General features: G+C 72.8%; 22 protein-coding genes. 15 read left to right on the forward strand and 7 right to left on the reverse strand.

Features of this window, described 5'->3' with window-relative positions; translation table 11 throughout:
* Position 1: 1 nt before the first annotated feature.
* From ACFWYM_RS25815 to ACFWYM_RS25840, 6 genes are all read left to right on the forward strand, one after another.
* Positions 2 to 4,639, forward strand: a complete 4,638-nt coding sequence (locus ACFWYM_RS25815) for a beta-ketoacyl synthase N-terminal-like domain-containing protein (RefSeq protein WP_384841768.1) — start codon at positions 2 to 4, stop codon at positions 4,637 to 4,639.
* Complete coding sequence (locus ACFWYM_RS25820; RefSeq protein ID WP_384841771.1) at positions 4,636 to 4,944, forward strand: phosphopantetheine-binding protein; 309 nt, start codon at positions 4,636 to 4,638, stop codon at positions 4,942 to 4,944. Before ACFWYM_RS25815 ends, ACFWYM_RS25820 begins: the two co-directional genes overlap by 4 nt.
* The gene (locus ACFWYM_RS25825) at positions 4,941 to 5,741 is read left to right on the forward strand and encodes an alpha/beta fold hydrolase (protein WP_384841774.1); all 801 of its coding nucleotides are present in this window, start codon (positions 4,941 to 4,943) and stop codon (positions 5,739 to 5,741) included. Before ACFWYM_RS25820 ends, ACFWYM_RS25825 begins: the two co-directional genes overlap by 4 nt.
* On the forward strand, positions 5,738 to 6,886 hold the full coding sequence (locus ACFWYM_RS25830) for a glycosyltransferase (RefSeq protein ID WP_384841777.1): 1,149 nt from the start codon (positions 5,738 to 5,740) through the stop codon (positions 6,884 to 6,886). Before ACFWYM_RS25825 ends, ACFWYM_RS25830 begins: the two co-directional genes overlap by 4 nt.
* A 105-nt stretch (positions 6,887 to 6,991) precedes the next feature.
* Positions 6,992 to 8,056 (forward strand): class I SAM-dependent methyltransferase, encoded by a 1,065-nt coding sequence (locus ACFWYM_RS25835; protein WP_384841780.1) that lies wholly within the window; start codon positions 6,992 to 6,994, stop codon positions 8,054 to 8,056.
* The gene (locus ACFWYM_RS25840) at positions 8,053 to 8,820 is read left to right on the forward strand and encodes an SDR family NAD(P)-dependent oxidoreductase (protein WP_384841784.1); all 768 of its coding nucleotides are present in this window, start codon (positions 8,053 to 8,055) and stop codon (positions 8,818 to 8,820) included. The genes ACFWYM_RS25835 and ACFWYM_RS25840 overlap by 4 nt, the downstream gene beginning before the upstream one ends.
* Before the next feature lie 84 nt (positions 8,821 to 8,904).
* On the opposite strand, the gene ACFWYM_RS25845 is transcribed toward ACFWYM_RS25840, so the two are convergent.
* A complete protein-coding gene (locus ACFWYM_RS25845; protein WP_384841787.1) occupies positions 8,905 to 9,768 on the reverse strand; it encodes a class I SAM-dependent methyltransferase in 864 nt (287 codons plus the stop codon).
* A 73-nt stretch (positions 9,769 to 9,841) separates the two neighbouring features.
* Entirely contained in the window at positions 9,842 to 11,050 is a 1,209-nt protein-coding gene (locus ACFWYM_RS25850; RefSeq protein WP_384841790.1) for a bifunctional adenosylcobinamide kinase/adenosylcobinamide-phosphate guanylyltransferase, read from the reverse strand.
* A gap of 120 nt (positions 11,051 to 11,170) precedes the next feature.
* On the opposite strand from ACFWYM_RS25850, the gene ACFWYM_RS25855 reads away from it, so the two are divergent.
* Complete coding sequence (locus ACFWYM_RS25855) at positions 11,171 to 11,377, forward strand: hypothetical protein (protein ID WP_384841793.1); 207 nt, start codon at positions 11,171 to 11,173, stop codon at positions 11,375 to 11,377.
* Between the two features lie 137 nt (positions 11,378 to 11,514).
* Here the strand turns inward: ACFWYM_RS25855 and ACFWYM_RS25860 are convergent, their stop codons facing one another.
* The gene (locus tag ACFWYM_RS25860; protein ID WP_384841796.1) at positions 11,515 to 12,576 is read right to left on the reverse strand and encodes a S1C family serine protease; all 1,062 of its coding nucleotides are present in this window, start codon (positions 12,574 to 12,576) and stop codon (positions 11,515 to 11,517) included.
* A gap of 186 nt (positions 12,577 to 12,762) precedes the next feature.
* Between ACFWYM_RS25860 and ACFWYM_RS25865 the strand changes: the two genes are divergently transcribed.
* A complete protein-coding gene (locus ACFWYM_RS25865) occupies positions 12,763 to 13,494 on the forward strand; it encodes a hypothetical protein (RefSeq protein WP_384841799.1) in 732 nt (243 codons plus the stop codon).
* A gap of 178 nt (positions 13,495 to 13,672) precedes the next feature.
* Here the strand turns inward: ACFWYM_RS25865 and ACFWYM_RS25870 are convergent, their stop codons facing one another.
* Both ACFWYM_RS25870 and ACFWYM_RS25875 read right to left on the reverse strand, forming a co-directional pair.
* Complete coding sequence (locus ACFWYM_RS25870) at positions 13,673 to 14,380, reverse strand: class I SAM-dependent methyltransferase (protein ID WP_384841906.1); 708 nt, start codon at positions 14,378 to 14,380, stop codon at positions 13,673 to 13,675.
* An 86-nt stretch (positions 14,381 to 14,466) separates the two neighbouring features.
* Positions 14,467 to 15,093 carry a DUF3043 domain-containing protein gene (locus ACFWYM_RS25875; RefSeq protein WP_384841802.1) on the reverse strand — a complete coding sequence of 209 codons (627 nt, stop codon included), beginning with the start codon at positions 15,091 to 15,093 and terminating at the stop codon, positions 14,467 to 14,469.
* Positions 15,094 to 15,360: 267 nt separating this feature from the next.
* On the opposite strand from ACFWYM_RS25875, the gene ACFWYM_RS25880 reads away from it, so the two are divergent.
* From ACFWYM_RS25880 to ACFWYM_RS25900, 5 genes are all read left to right on the forward strand, one after another.
* Positions 15,361 to 16,152, forward strand: coding sequence for a PspA/IM30 family protein (locus tag ACFWYM_RS25880; protein ID WP_384841805.1), 792 nt, complete (start codon positions 15,361 to 15,363; stop codon positions 16,150 to 16,152).
* A gap of 19 nt (positions 16,153 to 16,171) precedes the next feature.
* Positions 16,172 to 16,450 carry a hypothetical protein gene (locus ACFWYM_RS25885; protein ID WP_384841808.1) on the forward strand — a complete coding sequence of 93 codons (279 nt, stop codon included), beginning with the start codon at positions 16,172 to 16,174 and terminating at the stop codon, positions 16,448 to 16,450.
* Positions 16,451 to 16,752: 302 nt separating this feature from the next.
* Positions 16,753 to 18,078, forward strand: coding sequence for a sensor histidine kinase (locus tag ACFWYM_RS25890; protein WP_384841812.1), 1,326 nt, complete (start codon positions 16,753 to 16,755; stop codon positions 18,076 to 18,078).
* Positions 18,075 to 18,755 (forward strand): response regulator, encoded by a 681-nt coding sequence (locus ACFWYM_RS25895; protein ID WP_384841815.1) that lies wholly within the window; start codon positions 18,075 to 18,077, stop codon positions 18,753 to 18,755. The genes ACFWYM_RS25890 and ACFWYM_RS25895 overlap by 4 nt, the downstream gene beginning before the upstream one ends.
* Before the next feature lie 177 nt (positions 18,756 to 18,932).
* Positions 18,933 to 22,088 (forward strand): efflux RND transporter permease subunit, encoded by a 3,156-nt coding sequence (locus ACFWYM_RS25900; RefSeq protein WP_384841818.1) that lies wholly within the window; start codon positions 18,933 to 18,935, stop codon positions 22,086 to 22,088.
* Positions 22,089 to 22,101: 13 nt separating this feature from the next.
* Here ACFWYM_RS25900 and ACFWYM_RS25905 read toward each other — a convergent pair whose 3' ends face one another.
* Positions 22,102 to 23,322, reverse strand: a complete 1,221-nt coding sequence (locus ACFWYM_RS25905) for a multidrug effflux MFS transporter (RefSeq protein ID WP_384841821.1) — start codon at positions 23,320 to 23,322, stop codon at positions 22,102 to 22,104.
* Positions 23,323 to 23,398: 76 nt separating this feature from the next.
* Between ACFWYM_RS25905 and ACFWYM_RS25910 the strand changes: the two genes are divergently transcribed.
* A complete protein-coding gene (locus ACFWYM_RS25910; RefSeq protein ID WP_384841824.1) occupies positions 23,399 to 23,905 on the forward strand; it encodes a MarR family winged helix-turn-helix transcriptional regulator in 507 nt (168 codons plus the stop codon).
* A gap of 68 nt (positions 23,906 to 23,973) precedes the next feature.
* On the opposite strand, the gene nadA is transcribed toward ACFWYM_RS25910, so the two are convergent.
* Positions 23,974 to 25,161, reverse strand: a complete 1,188-nt coding sequence (gene nadA / locus ACFWYM_RS25915) for a quinolinate synthase NadA (RefSeq protein ID WP_384841827.1) — start codon at positions 25,159 to 25,161, stop codon at positions 23,974 to 23,976.
* Positions 25,162 to 25,410: 249 nt separating this feature from the next.
* Here nadA and erpA point away from each other — a divergent pair, with 249 nt between their 5' ends.
* Entirely contained in the window at positions 25,411 to 25,767 is a 357-nt protein-coding gene (gene erpA / locus ACFWYM_RS25920; RefSeq protein WP_384841830.1) for an iron-sulfur cluster insertion protein ErpA, read from the forward strand.
* Positions 25,768 to 25,881: the final 114 nt, after the last annotated feature.

The raw sequence follows: 25,881 nt of genomic DNA on the forward strand, positions 1-25,881 counted from the left end.
CATGAGCAGATCCCGGACGCAGCAGGCCGCCCCGCCGGTCGCGATCGTGGGGATGGCGGTGACCCTGCCGGGCGCCGGCGACCTCGACACGTACTGGCACAACGTCCGTACGGGCGCCGACGCCATCTCCGAGGTGCCGAAGGGCCGTTGGGACCCCGAGTACTACCGCCCGGACGCGCCGGACCGCGGGGACGGGGGGACAGGGAGCCCGGACGCGATCTACTGCCGCCGCGGCGGCTTCGTCGACGGGCTGCCCGCGCTCGCCGAGTTCGACCCGACGGCCTTCGGCATCATGCCGGGCTCGGTCCCCGCGACCGAGCCGGACCAGCTCATCGCGCTGCGCACCGCGGCCGCCGCCATCGCCGACACGGGCGGCCGCCTGCCCGACCCCGCACGGGTCGGCGTCGTCCTCGGCCGCGGCGGCTATCTGACGGCCGGCATCGCCCGCCTCGACCAGCGCGTCCGCACCTCGGGCCAACTGATCCGCACGCTGCGGGAGTTGCTGCCCGAGCTCGACGAGGACCGCCTCACCGACATCCGTACGGCGTTCAGCGACGCCCTCGGCGGCCCGCAGACCCCCGAGTCCGTGATCGGCCTCGTGCCCAACTTCGCGGCGTCCCGCATCGCCAACCGCCTGGACCTGCGCGGCCCCGCGTACACGGTCGACGCGGCCTGCGCCTCCTCGCTGGTCGCCGTCGACCACGCGGTGGCCGAACTCGCCTCCGGCCGCTGCGACATGATGCTGGCCGGGGGCGTCCACCACTGCCACGACATCACCCTCTGGTCCGTCTTCTCCCAGCTGCGGGCCCTCTCCCCGTCGCAGCGCATCCGCCCCTTCCACCGTGACGCGGACGGCGTCCTGATGGGCGAGGGCACGGGCGTGGTCGCCCTCAAGCGCCTGGACGACGCGGTTCGCGACGGCGACCGGATCTACGCCGTCGTGCGCGGCGTCGGCGTCGCGGGCGACGGCCGGGCCGCGTCGCTGGTCAACCCCGACCCGGGCGGCCAGGCCCGGGCGGTCCGGCTCGCCTGGCAGGCGGCGGGCCTCGACCCGGCCGCCCCCGGATCGCTCGGCCTCCTGGAGGCCCACGGCACGGGCACGCCGAACGGCGACAGCGCCGAACTGACCACGCTGGCCGAGGTGTTCGGGGCCCCGGCCGGCCGCCCGGACGCGGTGATCGGCTCGGTCAAGTCGATGATCGGCCACACGATGCCCGCGGCGGGCGCGGCGGGCCTCATCAAGGCGGCCCTCGCCATCCACCACGGCGTCCTCCCCCCGACGCTGCACTGCGACGACCCCCACCCGGACCTCCTCCCCACCCGCTTCCGCCCCCTGAACGAGGCGCGGGAGTGGGAGGGGGAGGTCCGCAGAGCGGGCGTGAACGCGTTCGGCTTCGGGGGGATCAACGGCCATGTGGTCCTGGAGTCGTTCGACTGTGGCGGGCAGGCGTCCCGCACGGCGGGTCCCGTCCCGGGCGACACGGTCGCCCACGTGGCGGAGCCGGACGTCCTGCTGCGCGTGGCGGCGAGAACCCCGGCGGAGCTGGCGCAGGTGCTGGACGCGGACGACGCGGACATCCGGACCCGGGTGGACGATCCGGGCGAGGGCGGAGCCCGAGTGGCGATTTTGAACCCCACCCCCAAACGCCTCGCCCTCGCGCGAAAGGCCGCGGCAGCCCCCAGACACTGGGGCGGCAGAAGCGACGTCTGGCTGGCCCCCGAGCCCCTCCTCGGCCCCGGCCCGGGGCAGGGCAAGGTCGCCTTCCTCTACCCCGGCCTGGAGGCCGACTTCACCCCCCAGGTCACGGACGTGGCCGCCCACTTCGGCCTCCCCCGGCCGGAAGGGCTGGACGCCGAGGTGGGCCACGTCGCCGAGCACGGCGCCGCCGTGGTCCGCGTGGGCCGCTTCCTGACGGAGGCCCTGCGCCACCTCGCCGTCACCCCCGACGCCGTCGCGGGCCACAGCGTCGGCGAGTGGACCGCCATGGTCGCGGCGGGCATCTTCGCGGACGACGAGGTCGACGCGTTCCTCAGGGACTTCGACCCCGCGACCCTCCGCGTCCCCGGCCTCGCCTTCGCCGCCTTCGGCGCCCCCGCCGCCCAGGTCTCGGCCGCCCTCGCGGACCACCCCGGCGTGGTGCTCTCGCACGACAACGCCCCCCGCCAGTCCATCGCCTGCGGCCCGTACGGCCAGGTCCAGTCCCTCGCGGAGAGGCTGCGCGACGACGGCGTCCTGGGCCAGGTGCTGCCCTTCGAGTCCGGCTTCCACACGCCGATGCTGGCGCCCTACCTCGGTCCCATCGAGGAGGCCACCGGCCGCTTCCGGCTGCACCGGGCGAAGGTCCCGGTGTGGTCCGGCACCACCGCGTCGGTGTTCCCCGCCGAGGAGCGGGCGGTGCGCGAGCTCTTCGTGCGGCACCTCCTGGAACCCGTGCGGTTCCGGCAGCTCACCGAGGCGCTGTACGCGTCCGGGGTACGGGCGTTCGTCCAGCTCGGCACGGGCCAGCTCCCGGCCCTCGTCGGCGACACCCTCGACGGCCGCGACCACCTCGCGGTGAGCGCCAACTCGGCCCGCCACAGCGGGATGCCGCAGCTGCGCCGGGTGGCGGCCGGCCTGTGGGCGTGCGGGGCGTCCCCGGACTTCTCGCGGCTGACTCCGTCCAGGGACACGTCCAGCGGCACCTCCAGGGACACCTCCAGCGATACGGGTTCCAGGGGCGCCGCCTCCCACACGGTGCCGCTGGACCTCGGGGCGGGCCTGGTCTCGCTCGACTCCGAGGTGCGGGACCGGCTCCGCGAGAGCCTGCGCGGGGGCGCCCGACGGGATCAACTGGCCGCCGTTTCAGCCCAGTTCCCCGCGGCTTCGGAGCTCCGGACACTCCTCGACGACACCGCCGCCGTCGCCGCCGAACTCTTCGCCGCCCGCGGCGCCTCTCCCGCCCGTCCACCCGTCGCCCGGCGCCTCCCCGCCCCCGAAGCAGCCGTGGCGGCCCCACCGGTCCCCGCGGCCCCACCGGTTCCCGCGACCCCGCCCCAGGAACCCGTACCCCCTCAAGAACAGCCGACCACCCTCGACATCAGCATCGACGCGATGCCCTACCTGCGCGACCACTGCTTCTTCGCCCAGCCCGCCGACTGGCCCGACATCGCCGACCGCTGGCCCGTCGTCCCCGCGACGACCATCGTGCAGCTGATGGCGGACGCCGTCGCCGAGCGCACCGGACAGGTGCCCGTCGGCGTGCGGGACGCCCGGTTCCTGGAGTGGGTCGTCGCCGCGCCCGCCACCACCGTGGAGCTCGACGTCACCGAGTCCGCCGAGGCCCCCGGCCGGTACGCCGTCTCCTTCGGCCGCTACGCCCGCGCCACCGTCGAGACCGCCCCGGCCCACGGCCACCGGCGGCCCCCCGCCCCCTGGCCGCCGGTCACCCCCGAGTGGACGCCCGCCACCACCGCGCAGGAGATGTACGACGAGCGGTGGATGTTCCACGGGCCCCTCTTCCAGGGGGTGACCGGTGTCGAGGCCGTCGGTGACCGGCACGTGCGCGGCACCCTCGTCGCGCCGCCCGCGCCCGGTGCCCTGCTCGACAACGTCGGGCAGCTCCTCGGGTACTGGCTGATCGCCACGCACACGGACCGCACCGTCGTCTTCCCGGTGGGGATCCGGCACGCCCGCTTCTTCGGGCCGCACCCGGCGCCCGGCGCCGAGCTCGACTGCCGCATCCGGATCACGGCGCTGACCGAGACCGTCCTGGAAGCCGACGTCCAGCTGGTGCAGGACGGCACCGTCTGGGCCGAGCTGACGGGCTGGCAGGACCGGCGCTTCGACTCGCCCGCCCGCGTCGACCCGGTCAAGCGCAGGCCGCAGGAGAACACCCTCTCCGACGAGCAGCCGGGCGGCTGGCAGCTGGCCTTCGAGTACTGGCCCGACCCCGCATCCCGCGACCTGATGATGCGCAACCAGCTCGCGGGCGAGGAGCGCGCCCAGTACGCCGCCCACCCGCCGCGCGGCAAGCGCCAGTGGTTCCTCGGCCGGATCGCCGCGAAGGACGCCGTGCGCCGCCACCTGTGGGTGCACCACGGCGCCGGGCCGCTGTACCCGGCCGAGGTGCGCATCGGCAACGAGGAGAGCGGACGCCCGTACCCGGAAGGCGTCAACGGGCTTGAACTCCCGCCGCTCTCCCTGTCGTTGGCGCACTGCGCCGAGGCCGCGGTGGCCCTCGTGCGGCCGAAGTCGGGGTCGGGGACGGAGGCAGGGACGGGGGCGGGGGCCGGTGTCGGCATCGACATCGAAGAGATCACCGAGCGCCCCGACGCCACCTACGACGCCGTCCTCGCCCCCGCCGAACAGTCCCTCTTCGACGTGCTCGCCGAGGCCGACGGCGACCGGACCCGCGTCCTGACCCGCTTCTGGGCCGCGAAGGAGGCCGCCGCCAAGGCCGAGGGCACCGGCATGGGCGGCCGCCCCCGCGACTTCACGGTGACCGCCGCCCCCGACGGCGGTCTCAGCGTGCGCACTCCCACGGGCCGCACCCACCACGTGCGGCTCACCGAGACCGCCAACCCGCCGGGTCTGCCGCCCCGCGCCTATGTCGTCGCCTGGACCGAACCGATCGACTCCCCACAGGAGACCGCACCATGACCAGCCCCGCCCGCCCCACCACCGCTCCCGTCGACGAGACCACGATCCTCGCCGACCTCACCGACGCCCTGCGCAGCGTCCTCGACGACGCCGAGCTGGAGGCCACGCCCATCACCCTGGAGACCCGGTTCGTCGAGGACCTCGACCTGGAGTCCATCGACCTGGTCACGCTCACCAGTGAGCTCCGGCAGCGGTACGGCGACCGCGTGGACTTCCCGGCGTTCTTCGCCTCGCTCGAACTCTCCGAGATCATCGGGCTCTCGGTGGGCCAGGTCGTGACGTACGTCAGCGGGCAGCTGCGATGACCGCCGTCGAGGCGGGCGGTGCGCGCCTCAACGTGGAGCGGCTCGGCGCCCCGGGCGGCGAGCCGGTCGTCCTGGTGCACGGCATCGCCACCGACAACCTCACCAGCTACTACTTCACCGTGGCCCCGGCCTTCGCGGCCGCCGGATACGACGTCGTCATGTACGACCAGCGGGGCCACGGCCGCAGCGCCCGGCCCGAACGGGGCTACGGCATCGAGGAGTTCACCGCCGACCTCGGCGCGCTCCTCGACGAGCTCGGCATCGACCGGCCCGCCCACCTGATCGGGAACTCCTTCGGCGGCACCGTCGCCCTCGACTTCGCCCTGCACCACCCGCATCGCGTCGCCAGCGTCCTCGCCGTCGAGTCGGAGCCGCCGACCGCGCCCTGGGCACAGAAGATGAGCCGCCTGCTCGCCGGATCCGCGTACCAGCTGCGCGACGAGCGCACCCTGCCGTGGATCGAGGAGCGCTACGGACGCCACGAGGCCCGCCTGGTGCGCTGGGCGCAGCGGCTGCTGCACGGCACGAGCATCGCCGACGACATCGCCGCGAGCCGCATCCCCGACGAGGAGCGCTGGCGCGGCCTGGACCTGCCCGTGCTCGCGATGTACGGCGCCGACTCCGACCTCGCGGTCCTCGCACCCTGGCTGGAGGGGCTGCTGCCGCGCTGCCGCACCCTCCTGGTCGAGGGCCACGGCCACTCGGTCCTCGTGGGCACGCCCGAGACCGTGGAGCCGATGCTCCTGGAGTGGGTGCGCACCGGGCACCGGGAGCTCGCGGGGGCGGCGACGTCATGAGCCGCTTCCTGTTCGTCGTGCCGCCGCTGGTGGGGCACATCAACCCGCTGGTCGGCGTCGCCGCCGAGCTCACCGCGCGCGGCCACCGGGTCGCCTGGGCGGGCCTGCCGCGCGTCGTCGAGGAGCTCACCCCGGCCGAGACCGAGGTGTACGCGTGCGCGGTCCCCGAGAACGTGGAGCGGCCGCCCGAGCTGCGCGGGGTCGCCGCCCTGCAGTTCCTGTGGCAGGAGTTCTTCGGGCCGCTCGCCCGGACCATGGCGCCCGGCGTCGAGGCGGCGGCCCGGGAGTTCCGCCCCGATGCCGTCGTCGCCGACCAGCAGGCCCTCGCGGGCGCCCTCGTCGCCGAGCGGCTCGGCGTCCCGTGTGCCACGTCGGCGACCACGTCCGCCGAGTTCAGCGGGGCGCTGGAGAGCATGCCGAAGGTCGAGGAGTGGATCGGCTCGCTCCTCGGCGGGCTGCGCGCCGAGCTCGGGGACGCGCGGCGCACGCACGACCCGCGCTTCTCGCGCGACCTCGTCCTCGCCTTCACGACAAGGGAGCTGGCGGGGGAGTGCCGCCACGAGAGCCCCGTGCAGTGGGTGGGGCCCGCCATCGCGGAGCGGCCCGCGCCCGACTTCCCGTGGGAGTGGCTCGACCCCGGGCGCGCCCTCGTCCTGGTCTCGCTCGGCACCGCCAACGCCGACACCGGGGCCCGCTTCCTCGCCGAGTGCGCCGCCGCCGTCCGCGAGCGCGCCCCCCGGCTCCAGGCCGTCGTCGCCGACCCCGGTGGCGTCCTCGACACCGGCTCCGACGCCGACGTCCTGATCGCCCACCGGGTGCCCCAACTCCCGCTCCTGGCCCGGGCGTCCGCCGTCGTCTGCCACGCCGGGCACAACACCGTCGCCGAGTCCCTGTGGCACGGCGTCCCGCTCGTCGTCGCGCCCATCCGGGACGATCAGCCGGTGGTCGCCGCGCAGGTCACCGGGGCGGGCGCGGGGGTGCGGGTGCGGTTCGGGCGGGCCGGGCGCACCCAGCTGGGCGCCGCCCTCGACGCCGTCCTCACCGAACCCGCGTACGGGGCCGCCGCGCGCCGCGTCCGCGACTCCTTCCGCGCCGCGGGCGGGGCCGCCGCGGCCGCCGCCCACCTCGAAAAGCTCGCCGTCTGAACCCCGCCGCCCCCACAGTCCGCCGCCCCCACAGTCCGCCGTCTGACACCCGCCGTCCGCCCCACGGCGCGCCCCCACCCCGTACGCAGACCCAGGAGTACGACCATGGACCTCGCCCAGCAGGTCGCCGAACGCCGCCCCGCCTACCTCTCCGAACTCGCCCAGGGCACCGACCGGTTCCACGAGCCGCGCCGCGCCGACTGCCCCTGGTGCGGCTCGCGACGGCTGCGCACCCGGTTGCGCACCACCGACCTCCTCCAGCACAAGCCGGGCCGGTTCGTCGTCGACGAGTGCCGCGACTGCGCGCACTCCTTCCAGAACCCCCGCCTGAACCTGGAGGGCCTGGACTTCTACTACCGCGACTTCTACGACGGGATCGGCGCGAAGAACGCGGAGCGGACCTTCGCCAACGGCGGCAGCCGCAAGCGCTACCTCGCCAGCGCCCGCGCCCTGCGCGTCCACGACGAGCCGGAGAGCTGGCTGGACGTCGGCACCGGCCACGGCCACTTCCCCGGTACCGCGAAGGAAGTCCACCCGTACACCGCCTTCGACGGCCTCGACCTGAGCGACGGCGTCGAGAACGCGAAGCGGGACGGGCGCATCGAGGAGGCCCACCGGGGGCTGCTGCCCGAGCTCGCCGCCTCCCTCGCGGGCCGCTACGACGCGATGAGCATGTTCCACTACCTGGAGCACTCCACGGACCCGCGGGCCGAACTGGTCGCCGCCCGCACGGTGCTGCGCCCCGGCGGCCACCTGATGATCGAAGTCCCGGACCCCGACTGCGGGTTCGCGAAGCTGCTCGGCAAGTGGTGGGTCGCGTACATGCAGCCGCAGCACCTGCACCTCATGCCGCTGAAGAACCTCCGCCGCGAACTGGAGTCGCTCGGTTTCACGGTCGTCGCCACCGACCGGCGCGAGGCCCACGTCCCCGCCGATCTGACGGCCGCGCTGCTGCTGGTCCTCAACCACGTCCTGCCGCACGGCGACGACCCCTGGCGCCCGCGCCGCCCCTCCAAGCTGCACCTCAGGGCGCGGGCCGCGCTGTTCTGGTGCGCCGTGCCCGCGCTGCTCGCGACCCAGGTGGTGGACCGGCTGCTCGCCCCGCTCCTCAGCCGCCACGGCTTCGCCAACGCCTACCGGGTGATCGCCCGAAGGGATGCCGACGCGTGAACGGCCCCTATGCGGAGCGGGAGTTCGCGGGCCGCACGGCCCTGGTCACCGGCGCCGCCTCCGGCATCGGCCGCGCCGTCGCGCGCAGGCTGGCCCAAGGGGGAGCGGCCGTCGCCGTCGCCGACCGCGACGAGGAGGGTGCAGCCAAGGCCGCGGCGGAACTCACCGCGACCGGCGCGCACGCCATCCCGGTGCCGGCCGACGTCACCGACCCGGACCAGGTGCGCACCGCCGTGGAGACCACGGTCTCCGTCTTCGGCGCACTGCACCTCGCGGTGAACAACGCGGGCGTCGCGGGCCCCACCGCGCTCACCGCCGACGTCGAACTCGCCGACTGGCGCCGGGTGGTGGACGTCAACCTGCACGGCGTCTTCCACTGCCTGCGCGCGGAGATCCCGGCGCTGCTCGCGGCGGGCGGCGGCGCCATCGTGAACATGTCGTCGGTGCTCGGCGCGAACGGCTTCATGGGCTCGGCCGCGTACAGCGCCGCCAAGCACGCCGTCGTCGGCCTCACGAAGACCGCCGCCATCGAGTACGCCGCGCAGGGCATCCGCGTCAACGCGGTCGGCCCCGGCTTCGTCGACACCCCCCTGCTCGCGGACGCCGACACCGGCGTACGCGACCTGCTGACCTCCCTCCACCCCGCCGGCCGGCTCGGCACCCCCGAGGAGGTGGCCGAGCTGACGGCGTTCCTGCTGAGCGACAGGGCGTCGTTCCTGCACGGCGGGCACTACCTGGCGGACGGCGCGTACGCGGCGCAGTAGAGGGGGCGACCCGCAGGGGCGCCCTTCAGAGGCGCGGGGGAACTGCGCGACCGGCCACAACGGACCCGCAGTTCCCCACCGGCCTCACCCGAAGCGAATCTGAGTGACCGCAGGCGAAATGGACCGGAACACGGGCACCCGGTGCTGATGCTCGATCAGCCGCCCGAGCCGCCCCCGCCCGCGGGGCATGGTCAGAGCCCGCACGTCCCGCACCGTGGGATGCGCCGACCGCAGCTTCCCCCGCTCATCGGCCGCCATCGACCACCGCATGGGCGGAATGGTCAGATCCCCGACCTTCAACTTCCCCTCGCGCGTGGCCTTGGTGACCCAGCGCGGCATGGAGTCGAGCACCAACTCCCCACCGGGCAGCGCCTGTGCGCACCCGGCGATGATGTCCCGCACCTCGCCCGGGCGCAGATACATCAGCAGGCCCTGCGCCGTGACGATGACGCCGTTGTCCCGGTCCCTGACCCGGTCCAGCCAGCTCAGATCGGTCGCCGAGCAGGCCACGACGTGGTGGCGCGGGCTCGCGGGCAGCAACTGCTCGCGCAGCGCGGCCACTTCGGGCAGCTCGACGCTCAGCCACTGCAGGCGGCCGTTGTCGGTGCGCCAGAACCCGGTCTCCAGGCCCTCGCCGAGCGCCACCACGGTCGCGTACGGATGCTCGGCGACATACTCCTCGACGGCCCGGTCGAAGGTGACCGACCTGAGCCCCTGCACCTGCGAGAAGAGCGGGTGCGGGGGCCCGAGCCGCTCCTCGAAGGGGTAGTCGATGGCGTCCACGAGCTCCAGGGCCATGGGGTCGTGCAGCACGGAGTCGGGGCGCCGGGCCTCACAGGCGCGGTTCCACAGGGTCCACAGCAGGGTCTCCGGAACCCCGTCGAGCCGGGGTCTGACTCTGGCGTCGGCTGTCTCGGCCGCGTCGGGCCGCTCTTCGGCGATGGTCATAAGAGCAGCTCAGGGCAGACGCCCCGGCCGGGCAAGGCGACACGAGGGGCAGCACGAGGGGCGTACGGGGATGTCAGCCACGTAGCGGCAGGGCCTGCCCCGCGACGACCAGCAGGACGTGCTCGCACTCCGCGGCGAAGGCCGCGTTCAGGCGGCCGAGTTCGTCCCGGTACCGCCGCCCCGAGGCCGTCGCGGGCACGATCCCGGAGCCCACCTCATTGGAGACGGCCACGACGGTGCGCCGCGTCGCCCGCACCGCGTCCGTCAGCTCCTCGACCCGCTTGCGCAGCGCCCGCTCCCCGCCGCCCGCCCACTCGGCGTCGTCCCAGGCGCCGACCTCGTCCATGGCGTGGGTCAGCCACAGCGACAGACAGTCGATGAGCAGGGGCGGCCCGTCCTCACCGAGCAGCGGCACCAGGTCGCAGGTCTCGGCGGTCCGCCAGGAGCCGGGCCGCCGCTCCCGGTGCAGGCTGACGCGCTGCGCCCACTCGGCGTCCCCGCCGCGCGTCCCGCCCGTGGCCACGTACAGCACATCGGGGAAGGACTCGAGGCGCCGCTCGGCCTCCACGGACTTCCCGGACCGGGCGCCGCCGAGGACGAGGGTGCGGCGCGGCACGTCCGGTACGTCCTCGTAGGCGCCGACCTGGAGCGTCGCCCCGTCCGGCACGGCCCGCGCCCCGGCCGCCGCGAGCCTGCGCGACAGCTCGGCCCCCGGCGGCACCTCGTGGTCGAGGTGCACGGCGATCACGTCGGTGGTCGGGCCGATGTCCCCGGCGGCCCGCAGCCGCGCGATCCCGTCCGGCCGCCCGACGACGTCGGCGACGACCATCTCGTACGGGCGTCCGCCCTCCGCGGGCCCCGCGAGCCCGGCGGGCGCCCCGCCGGGCGGCAGATACAGCAGCCGCTCGCCCTCGGGCCCCGTGACCTCGTACCCGGTCCCCGGCGCGTCCATCGCCACCGCCCGCACCCGGTGCCCGGTCAGCAGCGCCAGCTCCCGCCCGTCGGGCACCCGCCCCGGCTGCGGCAGGCCCGCCGGTACGTCGACGGCGGGCCCGTCGTGCGGATGGGAGAGCAGCACCTGCCGCACCCCGCCGAGCGAGTGCCCCGCCCGGGCCGCCGCGAAGGCGGCCCCCGGCGTCAGATCGAGCAGCAGCACCCCGTCGATCAGCAGCGCGGTGGCGGCCCGCGCGGCCGGACCGAGCGCGGTCGCGCACACCGCGCAGGGGCAGCCGGGTCGGGGCAGTCCTTCGGGGGCTCCGGTGCCGAGCAGAGTCAGTTCCACGGGAAGATCCTCCCGCGTCGGCCGCGCGGGCGCGCGCCCGGATAGGCTTCTGGGCAGTTCGTTGGACGTGAACGGACGTGAACGCACGTGAACCGGTGACCGGGCGCTCGGGAGGCTGACATGACGGCATGGACGTGGCGGTTCGAGACGGCGGACGGGACGGAGGTCCAGCCCGCGGTGCAGCCCGAGGAGTTCACCACGCAGGGCGACGCGGAGTCCTGGGTCGGTGAGAACTGGAAGGCCCTCGCGGAGGGCGGCGCCGACCAGGTGACCCTGTTCGAGGACACCTCGGAGATCTACGGGCCGATGAGCCTGCACGCGTCGTAGGACCCGCCCCTCAGGAACAGACCGAGGCGCCCGGCGAGCACGATGCCGGGCGCCTCGTCATGCGACTGCTCGCGGGATGCAGGAATGCGGGGGTGCAGGAACGCGGGGATGCAGGAACGCGAGGACGCGAGGGCGCGCTACATCTCGCCCAGCGTCACGTCCGCGCTCTTCTCGGCCCCGTCCCGCACATAGGCCACCTTCACCTTGTCGCCCGGCTTGTCCGCGGCCAGCGCTTCGGAGAGCGAGGTGATCGTGGTGATCTCGTCGTCGCCGAGCCGGGTGATGATGTCGCCTGCCTTGAGCCCCGCCTTGTCCGCGGCCCCGCCGTTCTTCGCCTCGACGACCGCGACGCCCGCGGGCTTGTAGTCGTCGCCCAGCACCGTGCGGCCGGTGATGTCGAGCGCGGCCCGCCCGGAGTCCGTGACCTTGCCGTCCTTGACGATCTGGCCGGCGACCGTCGTCACCATCGACGAGGGGATGGCGAAGCCGATGCCGGGCGCGGCGCTGTCGCCCATGTCCGGGTCGGTCGCGGCGAGCGTGGGGATGCCGATGACCTCCCCGTCGAGGTTCACCAGGGCGCCACCGCTGTTGCCCGGGTTGATCGCGGCCGAGGTCTGCACCATGTTGGCGATCGTCGCGCCGGTGCCCCCGCCGGAGCGCCCCTCGCTGACGGTCCGCCCGGTCGCGGAGACGATGCCCTGCGTCACGCTGGACGACAGCCCCAGCGGCGAGCCCATCGCGAGGACGATCTGCCCGACCTCCGCCTTCGTGGAGTCCCCGAACTTCGCGGCCTTCAGCCCGCTCGGCGGGTTGTCCAGCTTGATGACGGCGAGGTCCTGGTCGGGGTAGGCGGAGACCAGCTTCGCGGCGAGCGGCTCCTTGCTGGTGGCCGTCGTCACCTTGAAGTTCTTCTCGTCGCCCACGACATGGGCGTTGGTGACGATGTGCCCCTTGTCGTCGTAGACGACGCCGGAGCCGAGGCTGTCGGCCGCGTCGATCTGCACGACCGACGGCAGCACGTCCTTGATCACTTTCTGGTAGTCGTCCTGCAGATCGCTCGCCGCCATCGGCGCGGCCTGCGTGGTCGACGAGGAGGAGCTGTCCGAGCCGCCGCCGGCGCATCCGCCGACCAGCGCTACGGCGCAGACGGAGGCGGACAGCGGCAGCAGCAGGGAGCGACGCATACGAGAGGGCTTCATGCCCCGAGTGTCGGGTTTGTCCGCTCGCGCCGCCTTGCGATAGAGGGCCGATCAGGGGGTGACGGCCGGGGCGGCCGGGCGAGCGGCCGATCGGGGCATTGCCCTTTCGTTCAATGGTGGAGCGCGATCGCCGGTCCCTACGGTGAGGAGGGTTCGACGCACGCCTCAAGTAGATGGGAGACGAGTGTGACGTTCACTCGTCGTGTCAGCACTCACGTCTGTGCACTCGCCGTCGGAGCCGCCGTCCTGACGCCGCTCGCGGGCGCCGGTTCGGCCCAGGCCGACACCGGGGACACGGCCACGGCCGGCACCGCCGAGAAGTCGGCCGTGGCCGCCAAGGCGGGCGGGTTCCACTCGAAGAAGGGCAAGCTCACCTGCCGCAAGAAGGGCGAGACGGCCTGGATCTGGGACTCGGCCGCGGGCGCCTCGCGGGTGTCGTGGAAGCCGAAGGGCGGCCACCTGGTGTCCCGCGTGTGGCGGCACACGCCCGACGGCATCTCGACGCGCACCATCCCGACCTGGCGCAAGAACGTCACGTGGAAGGTCACCTCGCACTACGGCAACGGCAAGAACCTGAGCAAGGTCTACGGCTACTGCAGCAAGACGGGCTGGCGGGTCGGCAAGAAGTCGAGCGGCCTCGGCCAGAAGAAGACCGGCGTCAAGCGCTGCCCCGCGGGCAAGACGGTCTACATCTCGTCCGGCGGCATCGGCAACATCGTGCACAAGTTCAAGCCGGTGGGCGGCGGTTCGGTGCGCACCCACGCCTTCGGCGGCTCGCAGCAGATCCTGGTGACGGAGCGCGCCACCCCGACCGAGCTGCGCGCGGTGAAGTACTCCGCGCAGGCGTACAACATCAAGCACGCCGTGCCCAACGCCAAGATCGGGCGCGTCGAGCTGAAGTGCATCAGTAAGTACTGACGGCCCGCATCAGTAGGTACTGACGGCCCGGAATCCGTCGCCGTCCTGGCCGTGGGGGCAGGGGCGGCGACGGCGCCGGCCGGGCGGTGCCGGCCGGCGGGCGTGGGGCTCGGCCCCGAGCGCTCGGCCTCGCAGGCTCAGCCCCGAGAGCCAGGCCCCGCAGGCCCAGCCCGCAGGCTCAGCCCCGCACCCCGCACAGATGCAGCAGCGCCGCCACCCTCCGGTACGGGTCCGTGCGCCCGGCCCGCTCCTCGGCGGCGATCAGCAGCTCCAGGTCGCGCTCCGAGGGCGGCGCGGCCCCGTCGGGCTCGGTGTCGGTGAACACCCGCACCCCGTACCAGGCGTGCAGGGGCGCCGCGATCCCCGCGAGCGTCGAGGTCAGCGTCCCGAGCCGGTCGGCCCTGGCCTGCAGGCCGAGCCGGTTGGTGTAGGTGTCGCCCTCGAAGGCGGACAGTGCCCCCGCCCAGTCGCCGCTCAGGCCCGGCCGCATGGCCAGCGCGTCCCCGTTGCGCACCAGGACGGACAGCAGGCCGCCGGGCGCCAGCATCCGGGCGAGCCCCGCGAGCAGCGCGTCCGGCTCCTCGACGTACATGAGCACCCCGTGGCACAGCACCACGTCGAAACTGCCCGGCAGGAAGTGGACCCCGGTCTCCCGGCCGTCCCCCTCGACGATCCGCACCCGGCTCCGGATGCCCTCGGGCTCCTCGGCGAGCGCGGCCCGCGCCGCCGCGACCATCTCCACGTCCTGCTCGACGCCCGTCACCTTGTGCCCGGCCCGGGCCAGCCGCAGCGCCTGGGTGCCCTGCCCCATGCCGACGTCGAGCACCCGCAGCCGCTGCCCCACGGGGTAGCGCGCCACGATCTGCTCGTCCAGCTGCCGGGCCACCAGCTCCTGGCGCACGACATTGCGCACCCCGCCAAGCCCGCCGAGCCAGGTCGTGGCCGCCCCGCCCCCGAAACCGTCCGGCGCCGTCAGGGCCGCTCTCCGCGCTTGACCTGCGGCTTCGGCAGGCGCAGGCGACGCATCTGGAGGGTGCGCATGAGGGCGTACGCGACGGCGCCCTTCTTCGGCTGGTCCGGGAAGCGCTCGTTCAGGCGCTTCTTCAGACGGAAGACCGTGGCGACGGAGTCGACGATGATCAGGACGATCACGGCGAGCCACAGCAGCAGCGCGATGTTCTGCAGCTGCGGGACCCGGACCATGCTCAGGACGAGGATGATCACCGCGAGCGGCAGGAAGAACTCGGCGATGCAGAACCGCGAGTCCACGAAGTCGCGCGCGAACTTGCGCACGGGACCCTTGTCGCGCGGCGGCAGATAGCGCTCGTCCCCGCTGGCCAGGGCCTCGCGCTGCTTGGCCATCTGCACGCGCCGCTCGTCGCGCTGCCGCTTCGCGGCCTCCTTGCGCGTCGTCGGCGTATTGGCCACGCTGCGGCGCTGCGACTGGGCCTCGCTGCGCTTGGGGGTGGGGCGGCCCTTGGGGGCCTGCGGGTCACGGGGCTGGTTGGAGTCGGTCACCGGCGCCTTGTCGGCCGGGGCCTTCTCTTCCTTGGATCGGCTACGGAACACAAAAGCCAAGGGTACGGGGTGCACAGGCATGGACCCCCTCCCCGCGGGGAACGATCCGGCAACACCGGGCGTCTTCACTAGGTGTCCCATACACACCAAAGGGGCGTCGGGGCAGGTATGCCTCCCTGTTACAGGGGTGCACCTACTCCCTACGCCGGAGCAGGGCCGGACGCAGTCGTCCTTGGGGATGAGCGCATCCGCTCGCGAACAGTGCGGTAATGGATGCAGACCCCGTACCGTGGGTTCTGTTGCAGTACCTGGAGCTGGAAGTCCGTCAGAAGGGGGCGCGCGAAGCCCATGAGCGGTGTCATGAAGCGTATGGGGATGATCTTCCGCGCGAAGGCGAACAAGGCCCTTGACCGGGCCGAGGACCCGCGCGAAACCCTCGATTACTCGTACCAGAAGCAGCTTGAGCTCCTGCAGAAGGTGCGCCGCGGCGTCGCCGACGTGGCGACCTCCCGCAAGCGCCTGGAGCTGCAGCTGAGCCAGCTCAACAAGCAGTCCTCGACCCTCGAGGACCAGGGCCGCAAGGCCCTCGCGCTCGGCCGCGAGGACCTGGCCCGCGAGGCGCTCTCCCGCCGCGCCGCGCTCCAGCAGCAGGTGACGGACCTGGAGACGCAGCACCAGACCCTCCAGGGCGAGGAGGAGAAGCTCACCCTTGCGGCCCAGCGCCTCCAGGCCAAGGTCGACGCCTTCCGTACGAAGAAGGAGACGATCAAGGCCACGTACACCGCGGCCCAGGCGCAGACCCGCATCGGCGAGGCGTTCTCCGGCATCTCCGAGGAGATGGGCGACGTCGGCATGGCGATCCAGCGCGCCGAGGACAAGACCGCGCAGCTCCAGGCGCGGGCGGGCGCGATCGACGAGCTCCTCGCCTCCGGCGCCCTCGACGACCAGTCGGGCATGGCCAAGGACGACATCCAGGCCGAGCTCGACCGCCTCTCCGGTGGTACGGATGTAGAGCTGGAGCTGCAGCGCATGAAGGCCGAGCTGGCCGGGGGCTCCACCCCGAAGCAGGCCATCGAGCCCGGCCAGGGCGCGCCGCAGACCCAGCAGCCGCAGGACACCCCGCGCTTCGACAAGCAGTAACGCGTCCGAGGAGGGCGACATGATCGTACGGATCATGGGGGAGGGGCAGGTGAAGCTGGCCGACAGCCACTTCGCCGAGCTGAACAAGCTGGACGACGAGCTCCTGGAGGAGATGGAGAACGGCGACGGACCAGGCTTCCGCCGCACGCTCTCCGCACTCCTCGACAAGGTCCGCGAACTGGGCGAGCCGCTCCCCGACGACGCCCTCGAACCCTCCGAGCTGATCCTTCCGTCGCCCGACGCGACGCTGGAAGAGGTCAGGGAACTGCTCAGCGACGACGGCTTGATCCCCGGCTGACGAGGCCGACGAGGCGACGAGTGTCGGCAGGGCCCCTGCGCCACCACCCAGGGGCGATACTCCGCTGCGACGCCCACCCACCCGCGACGTCGGCCGACCCCGCGTCGCCGAGCAACGGGTGGGCGGGTGGGAGAAATCGAGCCGCGAAGCGGCGAGGATGGCACCCACTCCCCGGGAGCGGGAACAACAACGCAAGCCCCGACGCAGCCGGGGGGCACCCACCCACCACGGCGCCCCCCAAACGCAACAGTGCCCCAACTCCCCATCGCCGGGCGCCCCGAGCCCCCCGTAACGTTGGCGGCGTGACCAACATTCAACGAGTCCGCTGCGCGGCCAAGGCGCACCCCCACGCCGTGGACGCCGCCCTCGCGCTCGGCGTACTCGTCTGCATGGTCATCGGCTCCTTCGTGGGCCCCTACGGACAGCACGGCCCCACCTGGGGCACCCACACGCCCGACGCCTTCAGCCTGACGCTGATGGTGCTCGGCGCCGGCGCCCTGGTGTACCGGCGCCGCGCCCCCTGGCCCGTGCTCGCCGCCACTGTCGCCGTCTCCCTGGTGGAGCTGTTCACCGAGGGCAGCCAGCAGCGCGCCCCCGTCGTGATGTGCGCGGTCATCGCGCTCTTCACCGTCGCCTCCACCACCGACCGCCCCACCACCTGGCGGGTCGGCCTCATCACGATGACCCTGCTCACCGCGGTGGCGATGCTGGTCGGGCCGCTGCCCTGGTACGCGCAGGAGAACCTCGGCATCTTCGCCTGGACGGGCATGGCCGCGGCCGCCGGCGACGCCGTGCGCAGCCGCCGCGCCTTCGTCGACGCCATAAGGGAGCGCGCCGAGCGAGCCGAGCGCACCCGCGAGGAGGAGGCCCGCCGCCGGGTCGCCGAGGAGCGCCTGCGCATCGCCCGCGACCTGCACGACGTGGTCGCCCACCACATCGCCCTCGTCAACGTCCAGGCGGGCGTCGCCGCGCACGTCATGGACAAGCGCCCCGACCAGGCCAAGGAAGCCCTCGCCCATGTGCGCGACGCCAGCCGCTCCGCACTCGGCGAACTCCGCGCCACCGTCGGCCTGTTGCGCCAGACCGGCGACCCCGAGGCCCCTACCGAACCCGCCCCGGGCCTGGAGCGCCTCGACGAACTCGTGGACACCTTCCGTAACGCGGGCCTTCCCGTCGAGGTGGCCCGCGGCGACGGCGGCCCCGCCCTGCCCGCCGCCGTGGACCTGGCCGCGTACCGGGTCATCCAGGAGGCCCTCACCAATGTGCAGAAGCACGCGGGCCCGGACGCCAAGGCCGAGGTGAGCGTCGTCCACGTGGGCCCGAACGTGGAGATCACGATCCTCGACGACGGCCCCGCCGAGAAGGACGGCCCCGCCGAGAAGCCGGACGGGCCGCACGAGGAGGACGGCGAGGACAGCATCGGCGGCGGCCACGGCCTCATCGGCATGCGCGAACGCGTCGCCGCCCTCGGCGGCCGCATCACCGCGGGCCCCCGCTACGGCGGCGGCTTCCGCGTCCATGCGATCCTGCCCGTCGCCACGGACAAGGCGGCCCGGTCCGCCGACCCCCGCTCCACACCCCCCAGTTCCACCGACCCCCGCCCCACACCCCCAGGAGACACCGCGTGACGATCCGCGTCCTGCTCGCCGACGACCAGGCCCTGCTGCGCAGCGCCTTCAAGGTCCTCGTCGACTCCGAGCCCGACATGGAGGTCGTCGGCGAGGCGTCCGACGGCGCGGAGGCGGTCCGGCTCGCCAGGGCGGGGCGGGCCGACGTCGTCCTGATGGACATCCGCATGCCGGGCACCGACGGACTCGCCGCGACCCGCATGATCAGCGCCGACCCCGAGCTCGCCCACGTCCGCGTGGTCATGCTGACCACCTTCGAGGTCGACGAGTACGTGGTGCAGTCGCTGCGCGCCGGGGCCTCCGGGTTCCTCGGCAAGGGGGCGGAGCCGGACGAACTGCTCGGCGCGATCCGGGTCGCCGCGGCCGGTGAGGCGCTGCTCTCGCCCGTCGCGACGAAGGGGCTCATCGCCAAGTTCCTCGCGCAGGGCGAGAGTTCGCAGGAGGCGGACCCGGCGCGCGCGGAGCACCTCGGCGCGCTCACCGGCCGCGAGCGCGAGGTCCTCGTCCAGGTCGCGGGCGGCCACTCGAACGACGAGATCGCCGAGCGCCTGGAGGTCAGCCCGCTCACCGTGAAGACCCATGTGAACCGGGCGATGGCGAAGCTCGGCGCCCGCGACCGGGCCCAACTCGTGGTGATCGCATACGAATCGGGCCTGGTACGTCCAAGGGTGGAGTGAGCGGCGGACATGCGTACTGCGCCCGCAGTAGGCGCCCCATAAGAACCGGACCTGGGTGCGACGTGGGCGCCCGCATCGATGGCTGAAGGTGTACGGGGCGGGCCTTCCTCGACGGACCGCCACCTGCCGCGTCCGCGAAGCACGGCGCACCCCACACGCCACAGAGAGAGACCCCCCATGTCCTGGCTGTCCCGGTTCAGCCTCGCCCAACGGGCCCTGGTCGGGCTGATGTCGATCATCGCGATCGTCTTCGGCGCGATCGCCATCCCGCAGCTCAAGCAGCAGCTGCTGCCCTCCATCGAACTGCCGATGGTGTCCGTCCTGGCCCCGTACGAGGGCGCGTCCCCCGATGTGGTCGAGAAGCAGGTCGTCGAGCCGCTCGAGGACAACATCGACGCCGTCGACGGCATCAAGGGCATCACCTCCACGGCGAGCGAGGGCAACGCCGTGATCATGGCCCAGTTCGACTACGGGGACGGCTCCAAGCAGCTCGTCGCCGACGTCCAGCAGGCCGTGAACCGCGCCCGCGCCGAACTCCCCGACGACGTCGACCCGCAGGTGGTCGCGGGCTCCACCGACGACATCCCGACCGTCGTCCTCGCCGTCACCTCGGACAAGGACCAGCAGGCCCTCTCCGACCAGCTGGACAAGACGGTCATACCGACCCTGAAGGACATCGACGGCGTCGGTCAGGTCACCGTCGACGGCGTGCGCGACCTCCAGGTCGACGTCACCCCGGACGACCGGAAGCTGGCCAAGGCGGGCCTGACCCCGGCCGCGCTCGGCCAGGCGTTGCAGGCGGGCGGCGCCACGCTCCCGGCGGGCTCCTTCGACGAGGACGGCAAGAACCGCACCGTCCAGGTCGGCGGCGGCTTCACCTCCCTGAAGCAGATCGAGGACCTGCGCGTCACCCCGGAGCCCAAGTCCGGCGGCGCCGGGCAGCCCGGCAAGCCGGTGCGCGTCGGTGACGTCGCGACCGTCGAGCAGCAGCCCGCGACGGCCACTTCGATCACCCGCACCAACGGCGCCCCGAGCCTCGCCGTCGCCGTGACCATGGACCACGACGGCAGCGCGGTCGCCATCTCGGACGCGGTCAAGGACAAGCTCCCCGAGCTCCGCAAGGACCTCGGCTCCGGCGCGCAGCTCACGGTCGCCAGCGACCAGGGCCCGGCCGTCGCCAAGTCCATCGAGGGCCTGACCACCGAGGGCGCCCTCGGCCTGGTCTTCGCGGTCCTGGTGATCCTGGTCTTCCTGGCGTCGATCCGCTCGACCCTGGTCACCGCGGTCTCGATCCCGCTCTCCGTGGTCCTCGCCCTGATCGTCCTGTGGACGCGGGACCTCTCCCTGAACATGCTCACGCTCGGCGCCCTGACCATCGCGATCGGCCGCGTCGTCGACGACTCGATCGTGGTCCTGGAGAACATCAAGCGCCACCTCGGCTACGGCGAGGAGCGCCAGGAGGCCATCCTCAAGGCGGTCCGCGAGGTCGCGGGCGCCGTCACCTCCTCGACCCTCACCACCGTCGCCGTCTTCCTGCCCATCGGCCTGGTCGGCGGCATGGTCGGCGAGCTCTTCGGCTCCTTCAGCCTGACCGTCACGGCGGCGCTCCTCGCGTCCCTGCTGGTCTCGCTCACGGTGGTGCCGGTCCTGTCGTACTGGTTCCTGCGGCCCCCGAAGGCGATCCGCGGGGCCGACCCGGAGGAGGCCCGCCGCAAGGCCGAGGAGAAGGAGGCGAAGAGCCGTCTTCAGCGGATCTACGTCCCCGTGCTCCGCTTCGCGACCCGGCGCCGCCTCACCAGCCTCGCCCTCGCGATCGTGATCCTGGTCGGCACCTTCGGCATGGCCCCCCTGCTGAAGACCAACTTCTTCGACCAGGGCGAGCAGGAAGTCCTCAACATCAAGCAGGAGTTGAAGCCCGGCACCAGCCTGTCGGCGTCCAACGCCGCCGCGAAGAAGATCGAGAAGATGCTCGCGGGCGTCGACGACGTCAAGGACTACCAGGTCACGGTCGGCTCGTCCGGCTTCATGGCGGCCTTCGGCGGCGGCACCGACACCAACCAGGCGTCGTACACGGTGACGTTGAAGGACAAGGCCGACTACGAGAAGGTCCAGGACCGCATCGAGGAAGGGCTCGACGGCCTCTCGGGCGTGGGCCGGACCACGGTCTCCGCGGGCGACGGCTTCGGCAGCCAGGACCTCAGCGTCGTGGTGAAGGCCGCCGACGGGGACGTCCTGCGCAAGGCGTCCGAGGAGGTCCGCACCGAGGTCGCGAAGATCGACGACGTCACGGACGTCACCAGCGACCTCTCGCAGTCCATCCCGCGCATCTCGGTGAAGGCCAACGCCAAGGCGGCCGAGGCCGGGTTCGACGACACCACGCTCGGCCAGGCCGTCGCCCAGGCCGTGCGCGGCACCACCAGCGGCAAGGCGATCCTCGACGACACCGAGCGCGACGTCGTGGTGAAGTCGGCGAAGCCGGCCAAGACGCTGGCCGAGCTGCGCGACCTCAAGCTCGGCCAGGCCAGGCTCGGCGACATCGCCGAGGTGAAACTGGTCGACGGTCCGGTCTCGATGACCCGCATCGACGGCGCCCGCGCCGCGACGATCACGGCCAAGCCGACCGGCGACAACACGGGTGCCGTCAGCGCCGACCTGCAGAAGAAGATCGACGCCCTGGACCTCCCGAAGGGCGCCACGGCCGACATCGGCGGCGTCTCGCAGGACCAGGACGAGGCGTTCGCCTCGCTGGGCCTCGCGATGCTCGCGGCCGTCGCGATCGTCTTCATGCTCCTGGTCGCGACGTTCCGCTCGCTGGTCCAGCCGCTGATCCTGCTGGTCTCCATCCCGTTCGCGGCGACGGGCGCGATCGGCCTGCTGGTCGCGACCGGCACCCCGATGGGCGTCCCGGCGATGATCGGCATGCTGATGCTCATCGGCATCGTGGTCACCAACGCGATCGTCCTGATCGACCTGATCAACCAGTACCGCAGGCAGGGTTACGGCACGGTGGAAGCGGTCATCGAGGGTGGCCGCCACCGCCTCCGCCCGATCCTCATGACGGCCCTGGCGACGATCTTCGCTCTCCTCCCCATGGCCCTGGGCATCACGGGCGAGGGCGGCTTCATCGCCCAGCCGCTCGCGGTGGTGGTGATCGGCGGCCTGATCTCGTCGACGCTGCTCACGCTGCTCCTCGTGCCGACGCTGTACGCCATGGTCGAGCTCCGCAAGGACCGCAGGCGCGCCAAGCGCGAGGCGAAGCGGGCGAAGAAGGCGGGCACCGTCCCGGCTCAGTCGGACACCGACTCGGGCGACCCCGAGCCCGCCCAGGTCTGATCGCGCGCGACCGTCACGCCCGATCGCGCGCGACCTCCACGACGGGGCGCTCCTCCACCGGAGGGGCGCCCCGTCCGCGTACGCCCAGGGCCAGCGCGAGCAGCGCCGCGACGCCGCACCCGCTCATCCCCAGGAACAGCGGCACCGCCGTCCCCTCGCCGCCGAGCCCCACCAGCGGTGCGACCACCGCGCCGAGCCCGCTCTGCGCCGTGCCGAGCAGCGCCGAGCCCATGCCGGACGCCCCCGGCACCCGGGCGAGCGCGAGGGCCGCCGCATTGGCCACGACCAGCCCGAGCCCCGCGCACACCACGGCGAGCAGCACCAGGACCCCCACCACCGTCAGCAGGCCCGCGAGGGCGAGCGCGAGCAGCGCCACCGAGCCCCCGAGCATCGCGAACAGCCCGCCCCGCAGCAGGCGTTCGGGCCCGGTCCGCCCCACGACCCGCGCCCCCACCGCACTCGACAGCGTCGCGACGACCGCCCCGCCGGAGAACGCCACGGACGAGGCCCCGACCCCCATGCCCAGGACGTTCTGGAGCAGGAACGGCGACCCGGCGATGTAGCAGAAGAGCATCCCGAACCCGAAGGTGAAGGCGAGGGTGTACGCCACGTACTCCCGGTCGCCCACGACCTCTCGCACCGCCGCGGCCACCCGCCGCACCCCGCCCGCGAGCCGCCGCTCCTTCGGCAGGCTCTCCGGTACGCCGACCAGGACCGCCGCGGTCACCAGCAGGGACACCCCGGCGAGCACCCAGAACACGCCCCGCCACCCGGCGGCCCCGATCACGGCACCGCCCGCGAGCGGCGCGAGGATCGGCGCGATCCCGGCGAGGGTCATCAGGATCCCGAACAGCCGCGCGGCGGCGGCCCCTTGGACCACGTCCGTCACCACGGCCCGGCTGATCACCACGCCCGCGGCCCCGCTGAACCCGGTCACGAACCGCAGCGCGACCAGCCACCCCAGCGAGGGCGCCACGGCACACAGCGCGGTCCCGACGGTGCACACGGCGGCCCCGGCGAGCAGCGGCCCGCGCCGGCCGTACCGGTCGGAGAGCGGCCCGAAGACCAGGTGGCCCAGGGTCATGCCGACCAGGAACGCGGTCAGCGTGAGCTGCACCCCGGAGGCGTCGGTGTGCAGCTCGGCGGCCATGCGGGGAAAGGCGGGGAGGTACATGTCGGTGGAGAGCGGACCGATGAAGCAGAGCAGCGCGAGCGCGCCGGTGAGCACGGGCATGGGTGGGGAACCCCCTCGGTCGAGTCGGTCGAGATAGAGATAGTTATATATCTATAGGTGAAGGTAGCATGGGGGAGTGAGTGAGCAGCGAGAGACCGAGAAGCAGCAGCCGGACGCGGACCTCGTCCGGGCGGCCCGCGACCTGACACCCGCGCTGTACGCGCTCTCGCGCGTCCTGCGCTTCCAGGGCATGGACGAGGCGGGGCTGTGGCGACTGCCGCCCTCGGAGCTGGAGTTGATGCGCTACGTGCACGCCGAACCGGGCGTGACGGTGAGCGTCCTCGCCCGCGAACTGGGGCTGCACGCGAGCAACGTGAGCGCGACGGTCCGCGGCCTGGTCAACCAGGGACTGCTGGAGCGCGAGAAGGACCCGAACGACGGCCGGGTGGTGCGCCTGAAGCCGACCCTCAAGGCGGAGCAGGGCATGGCCCTGATCGAGAACGCCTGGGCGGAGATCTTCGCCGACGCGCTGGCCGTGCTCAGCGACGAGCAGCGGACGGCGCTCGCCGCGTCCGTCCCCGCGATGGAGGCGCTGGGCGCGGCGCTGAAGGAGCGCAGAACGCGTCAGGTGGGGGGAGCGTAGAACGCGGTAAGGGGCGCCCGCAATGGCGGACGCCCCTTACCGAAAGTGACCGGTGACTTCGAGCCGGACTACGGCAGCGCCAGCATCCGCTCCAGGGCCATCTTCGCGAACTGCTCGGTCTCCCGGTCGACTTCGATGCGGTTGACCAGGTTCCCCTCGGCCAGCGACTCGAGCGCCCAGACCAGGTGCGGCAGGTCGATCCGGTTCATGGTCGAGCAGAAGCACACCGTCTTGTCGAGGAAGACGATCTCCTTGTCCTCGGCGGCGAACCGGTTGGCGAGCCGTCGCACGAGGTTCAGCTCGGTGCCGATGGCCCACTTCGACCCGGCGGGCGCCGCCTCGAGGGTCTTGATGATGTGCTCGGTCGACCCCACGTAGTCGGCCGCGGCCACGACCTCGTGCTTGCACTCGGGGTGGACGAGGACGTTGACGCCCGGGATGCGCGCCCGCACGTCCTCGACGCTCTCCAGACTGAACCGCCCGTGCACCGAGCAGTGCCCGCGCCACAGGATCATCTTGGCGTCGCGCAGCTGCTCGGCGGTGAGGCCGCCGTTCGGCTTGTGCGGGTTGTAGACGACGCAGTCGTCGAGCGACATCCCCATGTCGCGGACCGCGGTGTTCCGCCCGAGGTGCTGGTCCGGCAGGAAGAGCACCTGCTCACCCTGCTCGAAGGCCCACTCCAGGGCGCGCTTCGCGTTCGACGAGGTGCAGATGGTGCCGCCATGCTTGCCGGTGAACGCCTTGATGTCGGCGGAGGAGTTCATGTACGAGACGGGGACCACGCGCTCGGCTATGCCGGCCTCGGTCAGCACGTCCCAGCACTCCGCGACCTGCTCGGCGGTGGCCATGTCGGCCATGGAGCACCCGGCGGCGAGGTCCGGCAGCACGACCTTCTGGTCGTCCCCGGTCAGGATGTCGGCCGACTCGGCCATGAAGTGCACGCCGCAGAAGACGATGTACTCGGCCTCGGGCTTCGCGGCCGCGTCCTTGGCCAGCTTGAAGGAGTCACCGGTGACGTCCGCGAACTGGATGACCTCGTCGCGCTGGTAGTGGTGGCCGAGCACGAAGACCTTGTCGCCCAGCTTCTCCTTGGCGGCGCGGGCACGCTCCACCAGATCCGGGTCGGAGGGCGAGGGGAGGTCGCCGGGGCACTCCACGCCGCGCTCGCTCTTGGGGTCGGCCTCGCGGCCGAGCAGGAGCAGGGCGAGGGGAGTGGGCTGAACATCAAGGTCCTGGGCGGTGGTCACGACACGCACCCTTTCTTCTTCCGGCGGGCACACCCTCTGTCCGGGCATGCTTTTCGTCGAATTGACGTTATCTATCATAACCGCTTCACGTCAGTTTGACGATGGCGATAGTGTCGATGTGACGAATTCGCCGTTCGACTGCCCTACGGCCCCTTGATGTCCCGTGTGCGAGCATGAAGGGGAAGCCCGGAATGAATCCGGGGCCCCGCCGGTTGAACCGTCGGCAAGCAGTCTCCGTACAACCCGGGAGAGAAGCAGATGTCCGTATCGGACGAGACCACCACCGTGAGCGACGGCATCCTCCTGTCGGACGCCGCCGCGGCCAAGGTGAAGGGCCTGCTGGAGCAGGAGGGCCGGGACGACCTGGCGCTGCGCGTCGCCGTTCAGCCGGGCGGCTGCTCGGGCCTGCGCTACCAGCTGTTCTTCGACGAGCGCTCGCTCGACGGTGATGTCGTCAAGGAATTCGATGGCGTCAAGGTGGTCACCGACCGCATGAGCGCCCCGTACCTGGGCGGCGCCTCCATCGACTTCGTGGACACCATCGAGAAGCAGGGCTTCACGATCGACAACCCGAACGCCACCGGGTCCTGCGCCTGCGGCGACTCCTTCAGCTGAGCCCGGCCTGAGCTGAGACGGCGTTACGCACAAGGGCGGCGGGGCCCCCGGTTAAAGGGGGGCCCCCCCCCAAGATGACTGGGTCCGCCAGCGTCCCCCCCGCCCCGCCCACAA

Origin of the sequence: Streptomyces sp. NPDC059009 (genome assembly GCF_042740175.1) — a bacterium.
Lineage (GTDB): Bacteria > Actinomycetota > Actinomycetes > Streptomycetales > Streptomycetaceae > Streptomyces.

Excerpts from the sequence above, each read along its gene's own strand:
- ACFWYM_RS25815 (WP_384841768.1), top strand. The coding sequence starts at position 2 with ATGAGCAGATCCCGGACGCAGCAGGCCGCCCCGCCGGTCGCGATCGTG.
- ACFWYM_RS25820 (WP_384841771.1), top strand. The coding sequence starts at position 4,636 with ATGACCAGCCCCGCCCGCCCCACCACCGCTCCCGTCGACGAGACCACG.
- ACFWYM_RS25825 (WP_384841774.1), top strand. The coding sequence starts at position 4,941 with ATGACCGCCGTCGAGGCGGGCGGTGCGCGCCTCAACGTGGAGCGGCTC.
- ACFWYM_RS25830 (WP_384841777.1), top strand. The coding sequence starts at position 5,738 with ATGAGCCGCTTCCTGTTCGTCGTGCCGCCGCTGGTGGGGCACATCAAC.
- ACFWYM_RS25835 (WP_384841780.1), top strand. The coding sequence starts at position 6,992 with ATGGACCTCGCCCAGCAGGTCGCCGAACGCCGCCCCGCCTACCTCTCC.
- ACFWYM_RS25845 (WP_384841787.1), bottom strand. The coding sequence starts at position 9,768 with ATGACCATCGCCGAAGAGCGGCCCGACGCGGCCGAGACAGCCGACGCC.
- ACFWYM_RS25855 (WP_384841793.1), top strand. The coding sequence starts at position 11,171 with ATGACGGCATGGACGTGGCGGTTCGAGACGGCGGACGGGACGGAGGTC.
- ACFWYM_RS25860 (WP_384841796.1), bottom strand. The coding sequence starts at position 12,576 with ATGAAGCCCTCTCGTATGCGTCGCTCCCTGCTGCTGCCGCTGTCCGCC.
- ACFWYM_RS25875 (WP_384841802.1), bottom strand. The coding sequence starts at position 15,093 with ATGCCTGTGCACCCCGTACCCTTGGCTTTTGTGTTCCGTAGCCGATCC.
- ACFWYM_RS25880 (WP_384841805.1), top strand. The coding sequence starts at position 15,361 with ATGAGCGGTGTCATGAAGCGTATGGGGATGATCTTCCGCGCGAAGGCG.
- ACFWYM_RS25885 (WP_384841808.1), top strand. The coding sequence starts at position 16,172 with ATGATCGTACGGATCATGGGGGAGGGGCAGGTGAAGCTGGCCGACAGC.
- ACFWYM_RS25900 (WP_384841818.1), top strand. The coding sequence starts at position 18,933 with ATGTCCTGGCTGTCCCGGTTCAGCCTCGCCCAACGGGCCCTGGTCGGG.
- ACFWYM_RS25905 (WP_384841821.1), bottom strand. The coding sequence starts at position 23,322 with ATGCCCGTGCTCACCGGCGCGCTCGCGCTGCTCTGCTTCATCGGTCCG.
- erpA (WP_384841830.1), top strand. The coding sequence starts at position 25,411 with ATGTCCGTATCGGACGAGACCACCACCGTGAGCGACGGCATCCTCCTG.